Source organism: Amycolatopsis coloradensis (assembly GCF_001953865.1).
Classification (GTDB): domain Bacteria; phylum Actinomycetota; class Actinomycetes; order Mycobacteriales; family Pseudonocardiaceae; genus Amycolatopsis; species Amycolatopsis coloradensis.
The window spans coordinates 16,958-34,414 of sequence record NZ_MQUQ01000034.1 but is presented as its reverse complement, the minus strand read 5'-3'; the positions used below and the strand labels follow the sequence as shown (position 1 = coordinate 34,414).

Below are 17,457 nucleotides of genomic sequence, written 5' to 3'. Positions count from 1 at the left end.
AACTCGACCGGGGTGAGTTTGCCCAGGGCTCGTTGTCGGCGTTTGCGGTGGTAGTTCGTTTCGATCCAGGTGACGATGGCGAGGCGTAGTTCGTCCCGACTGTTCCAGCGTCGGGTGTCGAGAACGTTTTTCTGCAGTAAGGAAAAGAACGATTCCATGGCCGCGTTGTCACCGCATGCGCCGACCCGGCCCATGGACCCGATCAAGCCGTTGTTACGCAGCAGACGCCGGTAGGGCTTCGACCGGAACTGGCTGCCCCGATCGGAGTGCACGATGACGCCGGTCGGGTCGCGCAGTGTGATCGCGTTGCGGAGTGCGGCGAGGGCGAGTGAGGATTTCATGCGGGAGTCGATCGAGTACCCGACGATCTTGTTGGAGTAGCAGTCCTTGATCGCGCAGAGATAGAGCTTGCCCTGGGCGGTGGGATGCTCGGTGATGTCGGTCAGCCACTTCACGTTCGGCGCGGCAGCGGTGAAATCCCGCCGCACCAAGTCGTCGTGCACCGGCGGCCCCGCCTTGCGGTTGCGGCCTTTCTTTCTGGCGTGTATGGAAAAGATCTGTTGCATGGAGCAGATCCGCCACACCCGGTTCTCCGAGGCGGCGAAGCCACGCTGAGCCAGTTCGTCGGCGACGAACCGGTACCCATCTGCCGGATCGTCGGCGTGGATGTCGAGCGCGGCATTGATCAGATGGGCGTCATCCCAGTCTCGCTGCGAGACCGGAGCCGAGAGCCATTGGTAGTAGGCCTGCCGGGAGATCCCCAGCACCCTGCACGTCACCGCGGCCGGCACCCTGAGTGGGGCGCCGGCCGCGGCCAGTTCACGGACGAGCGGAAAGGCTATTTTCCCGGCAGGTTGCCCTGCGCGAGATAGGCGGCAGCTTTCCGCAGAACTTCGTTCTCCTGCTCGAGCAGCCGGTGCGTTTGCGGAGTTCACGCAGCTCAGCGGACCCATCCGTAGTCACACCGGGCCGCTTGCCGGCCTCGACGTCCGCGGCACGCATCCAGTTCGCCAGACACGACACGGAGATCCCGAAGTCCTTGGCGACCTGCTTCAACGGGACCTGGCCCTGCCGGGCGACCGCGACAACATCGTCACGAAACTCACGAGGATAAGGCTTGGGCACGACGACATCCTTCCAAGCAAGGCCGAAGCCTCACAAATCAGGTGTCAACCACACCCTGGACAGTCCCTCACACCCAGCTTGTCCAGCTGTGGAAGCAAAGGACTCCGGACCTGCCGAAGCCCCCACCACAGCGATTGTGACAAGGAGGCAGAAAGGCTGCTACGCCACCAACCGGCACCGCAGAGCACTCCTCCACCCATAAGCACACCGGAGCAAACGGAGACATAACGGAGCCCAGTCACGATTGACGCCGAGGCGAAATTGCCACCGAAGGATCAACATCCCCGAAGGTCAGCGGCGATGTTGATGTGGTGGGCCGGGTCGGGCTCGAACCGACGGCCAAGGGATTATGAGTCCCCTGCTCTAACCAACTGAGCTACCGGCCCCAAAGGTGCCTGGCACCTCCGCGGGAGCCGCCCCAGCCCGAACAGCGGGTTTGCTAACGCACAGAAGTCCCAGTTCGCTCCAAGTTATCACAGCGCTCTCCTGCCGCGATCGCCTAGGCCAAACAGCTGGTTTCCACCGCCGGACGGCGCGGCCTCGTCTAGGTTGCAAGGACCAACGCCGAGCGCGGCGGGGGACGGTGATATCCATGCCTGCCTTGCCGGCCGCACCACGAGTGCTTCGGCGCCGATTGCTCGCGCTCGGGGACACGCTGACCATCGGGATGGGCCTGGGGTATCTCGCCCACCAGTACAGGGAGGCGCTCGTGGCGAATTCGGGCGCCATCGGGCTCGGTGTCGTGGTCGTCATCGGCGGTTCGGTGTTACTGAGGGCGAGCGTCCGGGCACTGCGGCGGGCCGGCCTGCGCGTCGACAGGATCTTCAGCGACGAACTGGACGACCGGCCGTCGCCGCGACCCCGGCGGTAACGGTCCTCTTTGGACGGTCAGGCGCCCAGTCCCGAACCACCGCCCGGCGTGGTGGTCGTTCCCGGTCCAGGCGGCTCGCTCGACGGCGGAGTTGTAGTCGGTCTGGTTGTCATAGGCGGCGGAGTGGTCTTCGGCGGCATCGGGCTCGAAGTCGGCGAAACCTGCCCTCCGTAGGCCGCGTAACTGAACCAGATCGATCCGCCCACCTTCGGCGTGGCTTGGTTGAACATCGCCCGCACCTGGAACGTCGTCGCCGTGTACGAACCCTGCACCGTGTTCAGCATGTAAGCGTTGAACTGCCCCGGCGTGTTCGCCGAGACGACGACCACCGCCGGAACCACGCCCAGACCGTGCCGCACCGTGCACATGCCCGCGCCGTCGGTCACGCACGACACCTCCGCGGCCTGGACGAGCGGCGCGGGCGACGGGCCGACGGCGCCGGAAGTCCCGGCGAACACCGTGCCCGCCGCGGCGGCGACGGCCAGTCCTCCGGCCGCGAGCGCGACCTTCTCTCTCGTCTTCATGGTTCCTCCCTCGGTTCCCCCAACAGCTCGGGTCGGCCGCCACCCGCCGAGCGTTACGCCACCCCGAGCCGCCGCAGCGCCGGGCGCCACCGGTTCCCGCCGGTCGCCAGGTCCAGTCCCGCGCAGTACTTGCTCACCGACTGCTCCCGGATCCGCAGTTTCGCCAGCGCTTCGGTGACGCTGTTGCGCTCGGACGCCGACTTCACCTCCGGCAGTACCAAGTCATCCCCGGCGGCGAGGCTTCGCGCCCCGGACCGCCAGACCAGCGACGGGGTCAGCGGCCTCGGCCGGATGCGGACGGCGGACCTTGACCGTCTCGTCCCGCCGTCCGCTGACCTTGAGTTCGCGGAAGGTGTCGACCGAGTCGGTGTAGGTGCGCGTGCGGATCTTGAAGCGGCGACGCCGATCCTGCCGATGCGCGCGGAAGATCGTCAGATCCGTGTGTCGAAAGATGAGAACTTCCTCATCGAGCGGGGCTCACAACCGCGCGTGCGGGTATTCCGGCGAGCGGTGCTGGAAGGACAGGATGTCGGTGTTCTGGATCGTGCCCTCGCTGATCTCGACGGCGCGCTCGAGCGTTTCGTCGCCCGCCCAAGCCGATGGTCCGCCGAGCATCCGCTTCAGATGCGGCAGCAGCGCGCCGCTGATCTCCCAGGTGGCCGAGTCCCAGAGATAGGACGGGCTGTGGTCGACGGCGTAGTAGGTGACGCCGCCGACCTGGAACGTCGGCTCGGTGAACGTCGTCGGCTTCGCCCAGCTGAAACCCATTGCCTCGTCACAGGAAACGTCGACGACGAGGCTGCCGGGCCGGAACAGGGCGAGATCTTCCTCCTTGAGGAACATCAACGGGGCCTTGGGGTCCTGCAGTACGCAGTTGACGACGACGTCGTGCTCCGCGAGGAAGTCCGGCAGCGGCACGCGGCCGGTCTCGGTGATCGCGTGACTGCGCCGGAGATCGGCCGGGCCGTGCAGGTCGTGGTCGAGGTGCACGATGTTCGCGGAATGGATCGGCGAGCCGACCGCGGTGACGCCGCGATGGGTGAGCACGTGCACGTCGTGGATGCCGTGGGCGTTCAGCGCCGTCACCGAACCCCGCGCGGTCGCGCCGAAGCCGATCACGACGGCGCGGAGACGACGGCCGTAGTCGCCGGTCGAACCGATCAGCTGCAACGCGTGCAGCACCGAGCAATAGCCCGCCAGTTCGTTGTTCTTGTGGAAGACGTGCAAACCGAACGAACCGTCGCCCCGCCAGTGGTTCATCGCCTCGAAGGCGACGAGGGTCAGCTTCCGGTCGATGGCCAGCTGGGTGAGCTTTTCGTCCTGGACACAGTGCGGCCAGCCCCACAGGATCTGCCCCGGCCGGAGTTCGGCCAGATCGTCCGCGAGCGGTTTGGCCAGGAGAATGATGTCGCATTCCGCGATGAGCCAGTCCCGTGACCGCAGGCCCGCGACGAGCAGCACCAGGTCCTCGTCGGGGATGCCGAAACGTTCGCCGTAGCCGTGTTCGAGATAGATGTGCTTCCGGAGTTCGGGGTCGATCCGTTCGAGGTGACGCGGATGGATCGGAAGCCGCCACTCGTTTTCTTTGCGCGAGCGGGAAATGACGCCGAGAGTGAGTTGGTTCACTTGAGGCCCCTTAGATAGACCTCAGTCTAAACATAAGGAGCGGGACCGGCGCAGGGCCAGGGTGCCCGAGAGCACCCCGGGTCCCTCGCCGTTCAGCTCATTCGAACGCCGCCGCGTTCCGCGCCACCCAGTCGGCGAACGTCCGTCCTGGACGTCCCAGCACGCGTTCGACATCGGGGCTGACGCGCTGCTCGTCCTCCGTCGGCGAGCCGAGAATGGCGAGCGTGGCCTCCACGACCACCGGCGGCATGAACGCCGACATCGCCGCCCGCGCCTCGTCCTCACCCAGTTCGGCGAACCGCACCTGCTCGCCCAGCGCGTCACCGAAGGCCGTCGCCTGCCGCCGGGGCGAGATCGGCTCGGGCCCGGTCAGCACGTAGGTCTGTCCATTGTGGCCGTTCTCTCGCAGCACAATGGCCGCGACGTCGGCGATGTCCGCCGGGTCGATCACGGGCAGCGCGACGTCGCCGAACGGCGCGGCGACCACGCGGTTCTCTCGGATCGACGGCGCCCACTGGAAAGCGTTGCTGGCGAAGCCTCCCGGCCGCAGCACCGTCCATTCCAGACCGGACGCCTGGACCGCCTCTTCGAAGGCGGGCGCGTGCCGCCCGGTCCCGACGCCCTGGGAGGACAGCAGCACGATCCGCCGCACACCCGCTTGCCGCGCCACCCCGGCGAGTTCCGCGACATCGCCACCCGACGCCAGGTAATCGCCTGACGTCAGAAGGAAAAGCCGGTCGGCGCCGTCGAACAGCCGGTCCAGGACTGCGGGTTTCGCGATATCGGCCCGGACGGTACGGACTCCGTCCGGCACGTCCGCCGCCGAGACGTGGCGCGACACCGCCGTCACCTCTTCCCCCGCGGCGGTAAGGGTTTCCACCAGCCGCCGTCCCACGTTTCCGGTCGCTCCGGTCACCACGATCATGGTCGCTCCTCGATTCGCGTCTTGTTGACGCGCCGAAGCTACCTTCATGGGGATAGTAGGTACCTAGAGGAAAGTATTGGGGAACCAGGTTCTTTGTGACTGTGATCACGCCGTGAAGGACGCTTTCGTCACATGGCATGCGGGGAAAGCGCCCTTCATCCGCAGTGACCGGCAACCCGAAACGCCACTCACCACCTCCTGTACCGAACACTGACCCAGTAGGGAAAGCCCTGGACAGCCGCTTAGGGTCTGGCTCATGCCCGACACCGCACTCGGCCCGCTGCGCGTCCTCGACTTCTCCCGCGTGCTCGCCGGACCGTTCGCCACGATGCTCCTCGCCGATCTCGGCGCGACGGTGGTCAAGGTCGAGCGGCCGGGCACGGGCGACGACACCCGCAGCTGGGGGCCGCCGTACGACGCGTCCGGCCAGGCGACGTACTTCCAGTCGGTGAACCGGAACAAGACGAGTGTGGCGCTGGACCTCGGCGATCCGGACGACCTCGCCAAGGCCCGCGCGCTCGCGCTGGAAGCCGACGTCGTTGTCGAGAATTTCCGGCCCGGCGTGATGGACCGCCTCGGCCTCGGCCCGGCGCCCCTGCGGGCGGCGAACCCCGGCCTGGTCTATTGCTCCGTCACGGGGTTCGGCTCCGGCGGCGGCGCGGCACTGCCCGGCTACGACCTGCTCATCCAGGCCGTCGGCGGGCTGATGAGCATCACCGGCGACCCCGCGGGCGAGCCGCAGAAGGTCGGCGTCGCGCTCGTCGACGTGCTGGCCGGGCTGTTCGCGAGCGTCGGGATCCTCGCCGCCCTGCGCCATCGCGACCGGACCGGTGAGGGCCAGCGCGTCGAGATCGACCTGCTGTCCAGTCTGCTCGCCGCGCTGGTCAACCAGGGCAGCGCGTACACCTCCGGCGGGACGGTCCCGGCGAGGATGGGCAACCGGCATCCCAGCATCGCCCCCTACGAACTCGTGCCGTGCGCCGATCACGAGATCGCGCTCGCTGTCGGCAACGACCGGCAGTTCGCGGCGTTGTGCGAGGTCATCGGCCTCCCGGAACTCGCGGATCAGCCCCGGTTCGCGACCAACCCGGCGCGGGTCGAGCACCGCGTCGAACTGCGAAGGCTGCTGGAAGAGCAGCTGGCCCGGCGTCCGGCCGCCGGGTGGGCGACGGATCTGAGCGCGGCCGGAGTGCCCGCGGGCGAGGTCAACGACGTCGCGGGAGCGTTCGCCCTCGCGGAGCGCCTCGGCCTGAACCCGACGGTCGACCTCCCCCGGCCCGACGGCTCCTCCGTACGGCTGACCCGCAACCCGATCGGCCTGTCGGCGACACCGCCCCGCTATGAGACCGCGCCACCGGATGATCCCGCCCAGCTCACCCTGCCCCTGCCTGGTTGGAGGTGACAGCGGTGGTCAGCGGACTGTCAGTGCTTCGTCAACGACGGCCGCGAAGCTTCCGGCCATGACGAACAAGACAGTCCTCATCTCCGGTGCCGGCATCGCCGGTCCCGCGCTCGCCTTCTGGCTTTCCCGCCATGGCTACGCGGTCACCGTGGTCGAACGGTCGCCGGGACTCCGCACCGGCGGGCAGGCGGTCGACTTCAAGGGCGCCACCCACCGCGCCGTGCTGGAGCGGATGGGCATTCTCGACGAGGTGTACCGGCGCCAGACCGGCGGGCACGACCAGACCATCATCGACGCCACGGAACGGCCCTTGGCGGTCATGCCCGGCGAATTCACCGGCGGCGACGTCGAGATCCGGCGCGGCGACCTGGTGGGGATCCTCTACGAACGGACCGCCCAGGACTGCGAGTACGTCTTCGGCGACTCGATCACCTCGCTCACCGAAACGGCCCACGGCGTCGACGTCACCTTCGAACGCGGGGCGCCCCGGCGGTTCGACCTCGTCTTCGGCGCGGACGGCATCCACTCCACCGTGCGACGGCTGGCCTTCGGTCCGGAAACCGACTACGTGCAGCACCTCGGCCATTACTACGCTCTGGCCGAGACCGGGGAAACCGACGACTTCCGCGGCCCGGGCGGCACCTCGATCATGTACAACGAGCCCGGCCGCCTCGCCGCCACCGGCGGGCCCAAGGCGGCCGCGTTCTTCGTGTTCGCCTCCCCCGAGATCGCCTACGACCGGTACGACGCCGGCCAGCAAAAGAAGATCCTGGCCGACGCGTTCGCCGGCGGCGGCTGGCGACTGCCCGAACTGATGGAAGCGGTGGAGCGGTCGGACGACGTCTATCTGGACTCGCTCAGCCGCGTCAAGATGGACAGCTACTCCACCGGCCGCGTCGCGCTCCTCGGCGATTCGGCCTACGGCAACACCTTGGGCGGCTTCGGCACCGGCCTCGCCATCGTCGCCGCGTACGTCGTCGCGGGCGAACTCGCCGCGGCGAACGGCGACCACGAGGTGGCCTTCCGGCGGTACGAGGAGAAGTTCCGCGGCTACGCGAAGATCGCCCGCAGCGCCAACGCGGGCCCGTACCTCGCCCCGCCGACGAAGCTGCGGATGAGCCTGCGCAACCAGCTGTTCCGGCGGCCGTTCCTGCTGCGCTGGATGCTGGGGGTGACCGACAAGTTCGCCACCGACATCACGCTGGACGACTACCCCGCGCTCGCCCGGCGGCGGTGACTCGGAGCGGCGCCCGGTCCGGCGGCTCCTCACCGTGCCCGGTGACCTGGAGCAGCAGTCCCGCCGCCACCCGCACGATCTCCCGTTCGGCCGGGGTCAGCACCCTGGTGAGGGGCTGTGGCTGGAGCCCTTCGATCGTGGCCGACGGTCAGCGGTCCGCTGTGCCGCGGGTTCGCCGGCACCGACGCCGCCAGCCTGGTCAGGCTCCGGTCGCCGCCGGGTCGCTTCTGTCAGCGAGGGTCTGCGTGGCGCGCTGATCCCGCGGGTCCCCCATCTGCCCGGCTGGCTCTGCGCCACCGCGCTGCTGGTTTTCACCCCTGCGAGTCAGTGGGCGTTCCGCCGCCGGGCCGTCACGTGACTTCGGCGTGCGCTCCGCGCTGTGACGTGGTCGGCTGGACCGGGTTTCCCGCGTGACGTTTCCGGGGAAGACGTGTCTGACGGGTGTCACCCCGATCAGGTGGTGTGAAGGGAGCTTCGGATGGCGTCACTGCACAGGTGCGCTGGATGACGACGTCGGTGAGAAAGGACGCGCCCGCCGCCGGTGAAACAGTGCTGGACGACACCACGCTGGTGGCGCGGGCCCGCGACGGCGAGATCCGCGCGTACGAGCAGCTCGTCCTGCGTTTCCAGGGACCGATGTACCGGCTGGCGCTGCGGATGCTGGGGAACAAGGGCGACGCCGAGGACGTCGTCCAGGAGGTGTTCCTCACCGCCTGGCGACGGCTCGACCAGTTGCAGGAGGACGCGGCGTTCGTCGGCTGGCTCTACCGGGCGACGACCAACCGGTGCCTCAACGTGATCCGCGCGCGGAAACCGGTGGCCGACGTCGAACTGGACCTGCGGGAATCCGAGGGTCCGGCAGGCAGGCCGGATCGCGCGGCCGAGACGAGCGCGCAGATGGCGGCGCTGACCGGGGCGCTGGACGAGCTGACCGCCGAGCAGCGGGCCTGCTGGCTGTTGCGCGAGGTCCACGGCCGCTCCTACGAGGAGATCGCGACCGCGATCGGGGCGACCACCACGGCGGTGCGCGGACGCATCGCACGAGCACGAGCACAGTTGGCGGAGGTGATGGCGCCATGGCGATGAATCACGCGACCCAGGACTACCTGCTGCCGTGCGGCCGTGATGTGGAACAGGTCTGGGAACGGCTCGACGAGGTCGACGCCGGCCGGGCGGACGCGCACGAACTCGACTGCCCGCACTGCCGGGCGACCCGCGAGAGCCTCCGGGTGCTGCGCGGGCTGACCACGGAGCTGGCCGAAGACGACGCCGAGCCGTCGCCGGATCTCACCAGCCGGATCATGGCCGCGGTCCGCGCCGAGGTGCGGCGCCGCGATCTGGTGCCCCTGTCCAGTCCCGAACCGGGCGAGATCCAGGTCAGCGACCAGGCTGTCGCGGCGGTGCTGCGGTTCGCCGCGGACTCCGTCGACGGCGTCCGCGCGCGGCACTGCCGGGTCCACCGATCGGGGGAAGACACCGACGCGCTGGCCGTGGACGTGGAATTGAGCCTCGCGATCGCGCACGATTTCGACGGCGGCTCCTTGGACGTCGTCCGGGAACGGGTCACCGCGGCCGCGGGTGCCCGCGTCGGCATCCGGCTGGCCAGGCTGGATCTGGTGGTGGAGGACCTCTATGACGCCTGAACAGGCCCCGGCCGGGCAACTGGTCGAAACGGTCATCGCCCCGCCGGTGGTCGCGGCGGTCGCCGCGCATGCCGCGGCGAAGGTCCCCGGCGTGGTACGCCTGGAACCCGGCCTGCGCGGGCTGGCGGGTTCGCTGACCCGGATCGCGCGGCAGCGGGTCAAGGGCCTCGAACCGGCGCCGACCGAAGGGGTGCGCGCGTTCGTCGAACACGATCCGCCCGACGTGCGGGTGGAGATCGATCTCTCGCTCTCCGGCCTCGACCAGGCGGCCGCGACCGCGCAGACGGTGCAGCGGGCGGTCAGCCGGGCGGTCACCGAGGCGACCGGGCTCACGCCGTCGGCCGTCTCGGTGTCCATTTTGGACATCGAAATCCGTGGAGGACTGTTGTGACCGCACGTTCCGAACTGACCGCGTCGCTGCTCAGCGCGCTCCGAGACATCCCCGGCCTTCGCGCGGCGACGCCGTCCACCACGGCCGCGGCCTCGGCGGTGCCGTGGGACCTCGACGTCATGGCCGTCGACATCTCCGAGGGCGTCGTCGAGATCCGCGTCGTCGCGCTGGAGGTCCCGATCCCGCCGCTGACGGAGACCGCCGGCGCCGTCCTGCGGGCCGTGCTGACCGGAACCGCTTGGGAGAACGCGAGCCTGCGCCTCGTCGTGACCGATGTGGACGCCGCCGCGCTCGTCCCCTGAACTGCCTGACACAACGATGATCGCGGTGGCCGCGCCCGAGGGCGTGGCCACCGCGATCAGGGTGCGGGGACCTAGTTCTTGTTGGTGCCCGGGGTCATCACCGTGTCGATGACGAACACGGTGGCGTTCTTGGTGGGGATGTTGCCGCACAGGACCTTGGCGCCGTTGACGGTCATGTTCTCGCCGGAGCCCTCGATCTTGAGCGGGCCGCCCGCGGTGTTCAGGCTCTCCAGCGTCTTGGCCGACTCCAGGCCCTTGGCGTCGTAGCGCTTGCCGACGACGTGGTACTGCAGGATCGGGGCCAGCTGGTCCGGCTTGCCCGCGAGCTCGGCGAACTTGGCGTCGCCGAGGGCGGCGAACGCCGGGTCTGCGGGGGCGAACACGGTGATGGCGGGCTGGCTGTTGAGGGTGTCGACCAGGTTGGTGGCCTTGACCGCGGCGACCAGCTTGGTCAGCAGCGGGTTGGTCGAGGCGGCACTGGCGACGGGCTGCGGGCCCATCGAGTCCAGCGAACCGGGCGAGTTGCCCTGCGGAAGCTGCGAGCAGGCCGGGCCGAACACGTCGGCGTTGGTGGTCACTCCGTCGGGCGATCCTGTCGAGCCGGAGCTGGACATCGGGGCCGACGAGGACGCGGCGGGCGCGGGGGTGTTGGCGGCATTGTCGGCTGACGGGGCATCGTCACTGCCGCAGGCGGACAGGGCCAGGGCGGCGACCGCGGTGAAACCGATTCCTGCGACGCGAAGCTTGTTCATGAAATACCACTCCAGGTAAAGGCGGCTAGGTTGTCCATTGTGGACGAGGTGTTCTCTGCCTTCTTGCAAGGGATTCGGGGCCGCCGGTGAGGCGGATTGGTCGTTCGCCGATCTTTCTCAGACGAAGGTGACGGTGCCCGCGCGCCGGCCGGTCTTGGGGCCGAATTTGTCGGTGTTCAGGTTGACCTTCTTACGGCGAACGCGTCCACGCCGTCGTGGTGCTCACGGCAGTTTCCTCACCCTCGAAGAGGTGCGACAGCACTGCAAAGAACTGATCGCCGGTTACCAGGTCCAGCGCACGTGACCGGCGCGAGCCGCACTGGCGAGACAGGGACCGGCGCCGTCGACTGACCCGAACGAGCGGTTACGTTCGCTCGGCGTGCTGGCGCTGGTCGTAGTTCTGCCGGCAGTTCTGGATTTCGTCCGCGTGGGCGGTCGTCCAGTCATACAAGTGACCGAAGGGTTCGCGCAGGGATTCGCCGAGCGGGGTAAGGGAGTACTCGACTCCGACCGGTGAGGTCGGCAGCACGCGCCGCGCGATCATCCCGTTGCGTTCCAGGCGGCGCAGGGTCTGGGTGAGGACCCGCTGGGTCACGCCTTCGAGGTGGCGCTTGATGTCGTTGAACCGGCGGGGCCTGTCGAGGACGGTCATCACCATCATCGACCACTTGTCGGCGATCTGGTCGAGGATCGGGCGACTGGGGCAGTCGGCCCGGTAGACGACGCCCGTGTCCGTGCCGGTGCCGGGAGTGGTCATGCCGGTATCCTCCATGATCCTTGAGATGCCGAAAGTGCGTTATTGACGCCGGTCTCCCGTCGCTTCAGCCTAGGTATACATCAGGAACTTAGCTGCCTGACAGGTACCGATCGGAGATCCTTCGTGCACCACGACACCTACGCGACCCTGCGAGTGACCCTTGAGGCAGGCATCGCCCGTGTCACCTTCGACAACCCACCCGTCAACGTCCTGGACGTCGCCCTCATGGCCGACCTGCGGCGGCTGCTGACCGGGCTGCGGGACGACGACTCGGTCCGGGTGATCGTGTTCGACAGCGCCGATCCGGACTTCTTCCTCGCCCACGTCGACATGGCACTGGTCGACGCGCCGGACGCCTTCGACGAACTCGCGGCCGACACACCCGACGGTGTCAACGTCTTCCAGGCCCTCGGGGAGTTGCTCCGGCAGCAGCCCCAGGTGACGATCGTCAAGCTCGCCGGCCTGGCCCGTGGTGGTGGAGCGGAGTTCGTCACGGCGGCGGACATGGCGTTCGCGGCGATCGGCCGCGCCGGGCTCGGCCAGGTCGAGGCCCTCATGGGCATCGTCCCCGGGGGCGGTGGCACCCAGTACCTCGCCGACAGGATCGGCCGCAACCGCGCTTTGGAGGTGGTGCTCGGCGCCGACCTGCACGACGCGCGGACCGCCGAACGCTACGGCTGGATCAACCGGGCCGTCCCCGCCGACGAACTCGACGACGTCGTCGACCGCCTCGCCCGCAACATCGCCGCACTGCCCGAGGGCGTGGTCGCCGCGGCCAAACGCGCCATCGTTCCCGCCGACCTGGCCGAGGGCTTCCTGCGTGAACACGACGCTTGGGCGGGCCAGTTCGTTCGGCCCGCGGCCGCACAGTTGATCCGAGGCGGACTGGCCAACGGCGCCCAGACCCGCGACGGCGAACGCGATCTGGAGAGCCTGCTCCGCGGGCTGGCCGGCTGATCCGGCGGGCCAAGGCCCGTTCCGGGACACGGACGCCGACTGGCACCACCATCCGGTGTAGGGCCGTCCCCACCGCCGAACGGAGGCTGACCCGGTGGTTCACGGCGCGGAGGGCGGCGATGATCGACTCGATCGATTCGAAGTCCGCAAGTGAAGGAAGACGCATGTCGAGAGTTGATTCCGTACGTCGTGGCCTCGTTCGGGCCGTCGGTGTCGCGCTGGTGGGGGTGTGCTGCGCGATCGCGGTGCCCGCCAGTGCCGATGCCGTGGTGAACGGGAAGAACTCCACCGAACGCTATGAATTCATGGCCTCGATCCCGGAGGTGGTACCCGAGATGAACAACGCCAAGGGTGTCTGCGGGGCGGTGCTGGTCCACCCGCGATGGGTGGTGACCGCGGCGCACTGCGTCGACCCGGGGCGCAACCCGGCCGTGCCGGAGGGCACGGTGCGCATCGGCAGTCAGCGGCGGACCTCCGGCGGCACCGTACGCGTCATCGACCGCTGGGTGCGCCACCCGGGCTACGAGCCGGGCGCGCCGAACAAGAACGACATCGCGCTGGTACGCCTGGACCGTCCGGTCTCCGAACGGCCTGTCCGGATCGCCGACCGGCCAGGCCGTCCCGGCACGCCGACCCGCTTACTGGGCTTCGGCACCACGGTCGACACCGCCGACATCACCAAGGCGGTGTTCCCCGAACGGCTCCAGCAGCTCGACACCCGCCGCGGGGCCGAGTCGGAGTGCTCGCCCGGCTACGCGGATTCGACCCGGCTGTGCACGATCAGCCGCAAGCCCGACGCGATGGCGTGCATGGGCGACTCCGGCGGACCGCAGATCCGGCGTGGGCAGGACGGCCGGTGGCAGCTGATCGGCGTCACCTCCGGCCCCGGCGATGACGACGTGCCCTGTGCCAACGGACCCGGCCTCTACACCAGCGTGCCCGCCTACGCCGACTGGATCCACCGCACCATCCACGGGCACAACTGATCTCGTCAGCGGGCCTCCCGAGCTGAACCCTCTCGCCGCCGGGTGCCGAGGTCATGGCGCCACGTAGCGGACCGCGATGACCACGGTGTCGTCCGTGTGCAGGACGACGTCGAGCATTTCGGTGGCGAGAAGGTCCGGGATCTCCGCGGTGGGGCGCCCGGCGTGACGGCGTGTAGCCGCCAGAAGACGTGCTTCGCCTTCGAGGAAGTCCTTGCGGCTTTCGACCAGGCCGTCGGTGTAGATGACGATCAAGTCGCCGTCGGTGAGCGTGCGGTGGATGAGACTGTGGCTTCCCGGATCGGGGAAGCCGATGCCCCGGCCTGCCTTCGCGGCGAAGAGGAGTTCGGTCTCGCCGCGTGTGGCCAGTACCGGCCGAGGGTGGCTGCCGTTGGCGAAGGTGGCGTCGCCGGTCGCCGGGTCCAGCCGGGCGAGCAGCACGGTCGCCATCAGGTCGGGTTCGATGGTCGCCAGTGTGCGGGCGGCTTGCGCGATCAGGTCGCGGAAGGGGTGACCTTCCAACGCCAGGGTGCGGATCGCGTGGGTGACGGTCAGGGCGTGCCGTGTCGAGGTGACACCGTGTCCGACGGCGTCGACGAGGGTGATGTGCAGGTTCCCGTCAGGCAGGACGAACCAGTCGTAGAGATCCCCGCCGGTGGGGGAGTCCTGCTGGCTCGGCGCGTAGTGCACGGCCAGTTCGAAGGCGTCGGCTTTCGGCGGTGGTGGGCGTAACGCGTCTTCGAGTTCGCGGAAGATCACCGCGTGCGCCTTCTGGAGTTGCTCGTCTCTTTCCTCCAGTTCGACGTACATCGCGAGCACGCCACTGTTCGTCTCGGCCAGTTCGTGTTTGAGTTCGCGCTGGTCCTTGGCGATGGTGTCGGCGCGGGCGACCAGCGCCAGCATCTCGTCCCGGGTGGCCGCCTCGTCGTCGGCGGCTGTCGCCGGTGCCGGCTCGGCGCCCGCGTCGAGATGCCAGGTCAGGCTCGTCCCGTCGCCCGCGGCGGGGAGCAAGGGGAGGGCGTTGCGTTCGCCTTGTCCGACAGGCCGGAACGTTTCCAGGGTGACGGACAGCCTGCCGACAGCGGTGGCCGCCGAAAGTGCCGGTTCCGGGCCGCGTTCGGCGAGCAAGGTCGCCGCGAGTACCAGCCGGGCGCGTTGCTCGACCGGCACTCCGGCTGCCGCGCACACCTCGCGTACGCGGCGGCGCAACCGGCGGGTCGAGGCGTCTGTCACGGGACCTCCGGTCCGAAGGCGATCAACGCGGCGTCATCGCGGAGATCGCGGTGGCGGTGGGCGAGATCGGCGGTGAGCAGCGCGATGGGCGGGAGCGGTCCGAGCGCGGCCGGGCCGCGCCAGTAGCCGTCGATTCCGTCGGTGTGCAGGATCACGAGTTCGTGCCCGGTCAACGCCACCGCCCGTACCCGGACGGACGGCAGGGTGAAGCCGACGACCCCGGGAATGCTGAGCAGTGGCTGGGTGTGGCCCTGGGCCAGGACGAGGCCGCTGATGTTCCCGACGCCGCAGAACTCGAGCGAGCCCTCGGAGATCCGGGCGAGCGCGACCGCCGCGCCGCGGGTCTGCCGCAGCGTCCGGTGCATGGCGTTGAGCTGCTCGGGGAGCGGCCGGTCCGGGTCGCGACGGAAGACGGCGATCGCGGCTTCCGCGGCGTCGCTCGCCTCGGGGCCGTGGCCGAGCCCGTCGACGAGGGCCGCCGTGCGGACGCCGGGCATCGTGGAGAAGGCCACCGCGTCACCGCACCGCTCTTCGCCTTCGCGGGGGAGTCGCACGTGCGCGAGATCGGCGGGTTTCGGGCCGGGCGCGAGGACCCGGGCGGCCGCGACGGTCCCCGTGCCCGCCGCCGAGGTGATGCGGAACTCGGTCGCGAGCCTGCCGATGGCGCCGAGTCCGGTGCCCAGGGTTTCCGTGGTCGTGTTGCCGTCGACGCGCCAATGATCCAGGTCGGCCATTCCCGGGCCGTGATCGACGGCGTAGACGTCCACTCCCGGCCAGGCCAGTGACCGCTGGACGAACACGGCACCGTCGCTGGCGTGTTTGTCGAGATTGCTCGCCAGCTCGGAGGCGATGACGGCGGCGCGTTCGGCGAGGACTTCGGGCAGGCCCACCTCGGCGGCGACCTCGCGGGCGGCACGGGTCGCGGCGTAGACCGCGCTGATGTGGTCGATGCGGATCAGACGGGTGAGCGACGCGTCCGAGACGGTCATGGTTTCCAGCGGACGACGGTGACCGTGGTGCCCTCGCCGGGTGTGGTGTCGATGGTGAACTCGTCGACCAGCCGCCGGGTGCCGCCGAGACCGTGCCCGAGACCGGCGCCGGTGCTGAACCCGTCGGCCATGGCCTGTTCGACGTCCGCGATACCGGGGCCGCCGTCGCGGACGGACAGGCTGATTCCCGACCGCCCGAAGCGGTCACGCACCACGGCGATGGTCATCGTGCCGCCTCCGCCGTGGATGTAGGCGTTGCGCACGAGTTCGCTGGCGGCGGTCACGATTTTGGTCTGGTCGACGATCGAGAAGCCGGCCGCGACGGCACTGGCCCGCACGGCGTGCCGTGCGGTGAGCAGGTCCTCTTCGGCGCGGACGGTGTGTTCGCGCGGGTCCTGGTCGGTGAGTTCGTCAGGAAGCACGAGGCGCCTCTTCGGCTGCCTCAAGGGGACGGCGCCATCCCAGGAGTTCCATGGCCTGTTCGGCGTTCAGCGCGGTTTGGACGCCGGTGAGCCGCAGTCCCAGTTCGGACAGGGTGATGGCGACGGCCGGCCGCATTCCGGCGACGATCATCCGGGCACCGAGGAGCCTCCCGGTGGCGGCCAGTTCCATCAGGACGCGTGCGACGAACGAGTCGATGATCTCCAGCCGGGAGATGTCGAGAATGACCCCGCGAATCCCCTCGTCGGAGATCCGGGCGGTGAGTTCGGCGGTGAACTCCAGCGCGATCGCGTCGTCCAGGTCGCTGAGCAGCCCGCTGATCAGGATGTCCCCGAGCCGGAGGATCGGCAGGCCCGCCCTGGCGTTCATCCGGTCACCGCGGAGCGGAAGGGTTCGTCGATCAGCCGCATCGCCGCGGCGAGCGCGTCGGCGAGCGAACCCCGGGTGACGATGTGCGACAGATCGATACCGAGCTGGGTCACGGTCTGCGCGATCGACGGGCGGACACCGCTGATCAGGCATTCCGCGCCCATCAGCCGGACGGCGCTGACGGTTTGCAGCAGGTGCTGCGCCACGGCGGTGTCGACGGTGGACACACCGGTGATGTCGATGATCGCCACGCGTGCCTCATGGGCCTGGATCGCCTCGAGGAGGTCGTTCATCACGACCTGCGTGCGTGCGCTGTCGAGGGTGCCGATCAACGGAACGGCGAGCACCTGCCGCCACAAGCGCACCACCGGGGTCGACAGCTCGAGCATCTGCTGGTGCTGGCGGCGAATGATCTCTTCGCGCCCTTCTACGTACACCGAGAACGTGAGCAGGCCTGCCGCGTCGAGGAGACGGTTGACCTGCAACGAAGCGTGATAGCGAATCCCGGTGTCTTCGGCCAGGTTTTCGAGCGCGGAGAGCGTGGTGCGCTTCAGCGCGAGGATCGCCATCGCGGTCGCGGTCGGCGAGGCACCCACGCGGGCGCGCCGCTCGGACAATCCCCGCAACGCGGCGCGGACGGCTTCGTCCCGGTCGACGATCCGCTCCAACGGGATTTCGGTGCGGAGGGCCTTGGAGAAGGCTTCGAGTAGTTCCTTGGCTTCGAGCCGCAGTTCCTGCTCGCCGGTCCAGGCAGGCGAATCCGTGAGCTGCCACCGCACCCAGTCGTCGATGAGTCTTTCCTGGCCGTCGTCGAAGATCCGCGAAAGCAGGTCCCGGACGGCGGAGTCCTCGGTCCCCTGCACCACACCTCCAGGTGTACGGCGCGACCGGCTGCGATCGCGACTGTTGTCACATGACAACAGTCACCTT

At 69.1% G+C, this 17,457-nt stretch carries 20 protein-coding genes, 1 tRNA gene and 1 pseudogene; 9 read left to right on the top strand and 13 right to left on the bottom strand.

The window, feature by feature from the left end; genetic code table 11:
• Both BS329_RS39325 and BS329_RS39315 read right to left on the bottom strand, forming a co-directional pair.
• Positions 1–1,125: pseudogene (locus tag BS329_RS39325) on the bottom strand (IS3 family transposase); the annotation flags it as partial.
• Between the two features lie 309 nt (positions 1,126–1,434).
• Positions 1,435–1,511, bottom strand: a tRNA-Ile gene (locus tag BS329_RS39315).
• 206 nt (positions 1,512–1,717) lie between these two features.
• On the opposite strand from BS329_RS39315, the gene BS329_RS39310 reads away from it, so the two are divergent.
• On the top strand, positions 1,718–1,996 hold the full coding sequence (locus BS329_RS39310; RefSeq protein WP_076168403.1) for a hypothetical protein: 279 nt from the start codon (positions 1,718–1,720) through the stop codon (positions 1,994–1,996).
• A gap of 17 nt (positions 1,997–2,013) precedes the next feature.
• Here the strand turns inward: BS329_RS39310 and BS329_RS39305 are convergent, their stop codons facing one another.
• From BS329_RS39305 to BS329_RS39295, 4 genes are all read right to left on the bottom strand, one after another.
• Positions 2,014–2,520 (bottom strand): hypothetical protein, encoded by a 507-nt coding sequence (locus BS329_RS39305; protein WP_076168401.1) that lies wholly within the window; start codon positions 2,518–2,520, stop codon positions 2,014–2,016.
• 53 nt (positions 2,521–2,573) lie between these two features.
• Positions 2,574–2,726: a hypothetical protein gene (locus BS329_RS44985; protein ID WP_244197466.1), complete on the bottom strand. Its 153-nt coding sequence runs from the start codon at positions 2,724–2,726 to the stop codon at positions 2,574–2,576.
• Positions 2,727–2,997: 271 nt separating this feature from the next.
• Positions 2,998–4,146: a N(5)-(carboxyethyl)ornithine synthase gene (locus tag BS329_RS39300; RefSeq protein WP_076168400.1), complete on the bottom strand. Its 1,149-nt coding sequence runs from the start codon at positions 4,144–4,146 to the stop codon at positions 2,998–3,000.
• A 97-nt stretch (positions 4,147–4,243) separates the two neighbouring features.
• A complete protein-coding gene (locus BS329_RS39295) occupies positions 4,244–5,071 on the bottom strand; it encodes an NAD(P)H-binding protein (RefSeq protein WP_076168398.1) in 828 nt (275 codons plus the stop codon).
• Positions 5,072–5,327: 256 nt separating this feature from the next.
• Between BS329_RS39295 and BS329_RS39290 the strand changes: the two genes are divergently transcribed.
• The 6 genes from BS329_RS39290 (at position 5,328) to BS329_RS39265 (ending at position 10,046) form a co-directional block, all read left to right on the top strand.
• Positions 5,328–6,473, top strand: coding sequence for a CaiB/BaiF CoA transferase family protein (locus tag BS329_RS39290; protein ID WP_076168396.1), 1,146 nt, complete (start codon positions 5,328–5,330; stop codon positions 6,471–6,473).
• A gap of 58 nt (positions 6,474–6,531) precedes the next feature.
• Positions 6,532–7,710 carry an FAD-dependent monooxygenase gene (locus BS329_RS39285; RefSeq protein WP_076168394.1) on the top strand — a complete coding sequence of 393 codons (1,179 nt, stop codon included), beginning with the start codon at positions 6,532–6,534 and terminating at the stop codon, positions 7,708–7,710.
• Between the two features lie 504 nt (positions 7,711–8,214).
• A complete protein-coding gene (locus BS329_RS39280; protein WP_076168413.1) occupies positions 8,215–8,796 on the top strand; it encodes an RNA polymerase sigma factor in 582 nt (193 codons plus the stop codon).
• Complete coding sequence (locus BS329_RS39275) at positions 8,787–9,353, top strand: hypothetical protein (RefSeq protein WP_076168392.1); 567 nt, start codon at positions 8,787–8,789, stop codon at positions 9,351–9,353. The genes BS329_RS39280 and BS329_RS39275 overlap by 10 nt, the downstream gene beginning before the upstream one ends.
• The gene (locus BS329_RS39270) at positions 9,343–9,744 is read left to right on the top strand and encodes an Asp23/Gls24 family envelope stress response protein (RefSeq protein ID WP_076168390.1); all 402 of its coding nucleotides are present in this window, start codon (positions 9,343–9,345) and stop codon (positions 9,742–9,744) included. Before BS329_RS39275 ends, BS329_RS39270 begins: the two co-directional genes overlap by 11 nt.
• Positions 9,741–10,046, top strand: coding sequence for a hypothetical protein (locus BS329_RS39265; protein ID WP_076168388.1), 306 nt, complete (start codon positions 9,741–9,743; stop codon positions 10,044–10,046). The genes BS329_RS39270 and BS329_RS39265 overlap by 4 nt, the downstream gene beginning before the upstream one ends.
• 71 nt (positions 10,047–10,117) lie before the next feature.
• Here the strand turns inward: BS329_RS39265 and BS329_RS39260 are convergent, their stop codons facing one another.
• Complete coding sequence (locus tag BS329_RS39260) at positions 10,118–10,798, bottom strand: fasciclin domain-containing protein (RefSeq protein ID WP_076168386.1); 681 nt, start codon at positions 10,796–10,798, stop codon at positions 10,118–10,120.
• A gap of 364 nt (positions 10,799–11,162) precedes the next feature.
• Positions 11,163–11,555, bottom strand: coding sequence for a winged helix-turn-helix transcriptional regulator (locus tag BS329_RS39255; protein WP_076168384.1), 393 nt, complete (start codon positions 11,553–11,555; stop codon positions 11,163–11,165).
• A 123-nt stretch (positions 11,556–11,678) separates the two neighbouring features.
• On the opposite strand from BS329_RS39255, the gene BS329_RS39250 reads away from it, so the two are divergent.
• Entirely contained in the window at positions 11,679–12,512 is an 834-nt protein-coding gene (locus BS329_RS39250) for an enoyl-CoA hydratase/isomerase family protein (protein WP_076168382.1), read from the top strand.
• A 164-nt stretch (positions 12,513–12,676) separates the two neighbouring features.
• Positions 12,677–13,498: a S1 family peptidase gene (locus BS329_RS39245; RefSeq protein ID WP_076168411.1), complete on the top strand. Its 822-nt coding sequence runs from the start codon at positions 12,677–12,679 to the stop codon at positions 13,496–13,498.
• 51 nt (positions 13,499–13,549) lie between these two features.
• Here the strand turns inward: BS329_RS39245 and BS329_RS39240 are convergent, their stop codons facing one another.
• The 5 genes from BS329_RS39240 to BS329_RS39220 are packed head-to-tail and all read right to left on the bottom strand — an operon-like array spanning position 13,550 to position 17,390.
• On the bottom strand, positions 13,550–14,728 hold the full coding sequence (locus BS329_RS39240; protein WP_076168380.1) for a PP2C family protein-serine/threonine phosphatase: 1,179 nt from the start codon (positions 14,726–14,728) through the stop codon (positions 13,550–13,552).
• Entirely contained in the window at positions 14,725–15,717 is a 993-nt protein-coding gene (locus tag BS329_RS39235; RefSeq protein ID WP_076168378.1) for an ATP-binding protein, read from the bottom strand. Before BS329_RS39235 ends, BS329_RS39240 begins: the two co-directional genes overlap by 4 nt.
• Positions 15,714–16,139 (bottom strand): anti-sigma regulatory factor, encoded by a 426-nt coding sequence (locus BS329_RS39230; protein ID WP_076168377.1) that lies wholly within the window; start codon positions 16,137–16,139, stop codon positions 15,714–15,716. The genes BS329_RS39235 and BS329_RS39230 overlap by 4 nt, the downstream gene beginning before the upstream one ends.
• On the bottom strand, positions 16,129–16,527 hold the full coding sequence (locus BS329_RS39225) for an STAS domain-containing protein (RefSeq protein WP_076168376.1): 399 nt from the start codon (positions 16,525–16,527) through the stop codon (positions 16,129–16,131). The genes BS329_RS39230 and BS329_RS39225 overlap by 11 nt, the downstream gene beginning before the upstream one ends.
• Positions 16,524–17,390 carry an STAS domain-containing protein gene (locus BS329_RS39220; RefSeq protein WP_076168409.1) on the bottom strand — a complete coding sequence of 289 codons (867 nt, stop codon included), beginning with the start codon at positions 17,388–17,390 and terminating at the stop codon, positions 16,524–16,526. The genes BS329_RS39225 and BS329_RS39220 overlap by 4 nt, the downstream gene beginning before the upstream one ends.
• Positions 17,391–17,457: the final 67 nt, after the last annotated feature.

Coding starts and splice junctions, on each gene's coding strand:
- BS329_RS39310 (WP_076168403.1), top strand. CDS start 1,718: ATGCCTGCCTTGCCGGCCGCACCACGAGTGCTTCGGCGCCGATTGCTC.
- BS329_RS39305 (WP_076168401.1), bottom strand. CDS start 2,520: ATGAAGACGAGAGAGAAGGTCGCGCTCGCGGCCGGAGGACTGGCCGTC.
- BS329_RS39295 (WP_076168398.1), bottom strand. CDS start 5,071: ATGATCGTGGTGACCGGAGCGACCGGAAACGTGGGACGGCGGCTGGTG.
- BS329_RS39290 (WP_076168396.1), top strand. CDS start 5,328: ATGCCCGACACCGCACTCGGCCCGCTGCGCGTCCTCGACTTCTCCCGC.
- BS329_RS39285 (WP_076168394.1), top strand. CDS start 6,532: ATGACGAACAAGACAGTCCTCATCTCCGGTGCCGGCATCGCCGGTCCC.
- BS329_RS39280 (WP_076168413.1), top strand. CDS start 8,215: ATGACGACGTCGGTGAGAAAGGACGCGCCCGCCGCCGGTGAAACAGTG.
- BS329_RS39275 (WP_076168392.1), top strand. CDS start 8,787: ATGGCGATGAATCACGCGACCCAGGACTACCTGCTGCCGTGCGGCCGT.
- BS329_RS39270 (WP_076168390.1), top strand. CDS start 9,343: ATGACGCCTGAACAGGCCCCGGCCGGGCAACTGGTCGAAACGGTCATC.
- BS329_RS39260 (WP_076168386.1), bottom strand. CDS start 10,798: ATGAACAAGCTTCGCGTCGCAGGAATCGGTTTCACCGCGGTCGCCGCC.
- BS329_RS39255 (WP_076168384.1), bottom strand. CDS start 11,555: ATGACCACTCCCGGCACCGGCACGGACACGGGCGTCGTCTACCGGGCC.
- BS329_RS39245 (WP_076168411.1), top strand. CDS start 12,677: ATGTCGAGAGTTGATTCCGTACGTCGTGGCCTCGTTCGGGCCGTCGGT.
- BS329_RS39235 (WP_076168378.1), bottom strand. CDS start 15,717: ATGACCGTCTCGGACGCGTCGCTCACCCGTCTGATCCGCATCGACCAC.
- BS329_RS39225 (WP_076168376.1), bottom strand. CDS start 16,527: ATGAACGCCAGGGCGGGCCTGCCGATCCTCCGGCTCGGGGACATCCTG.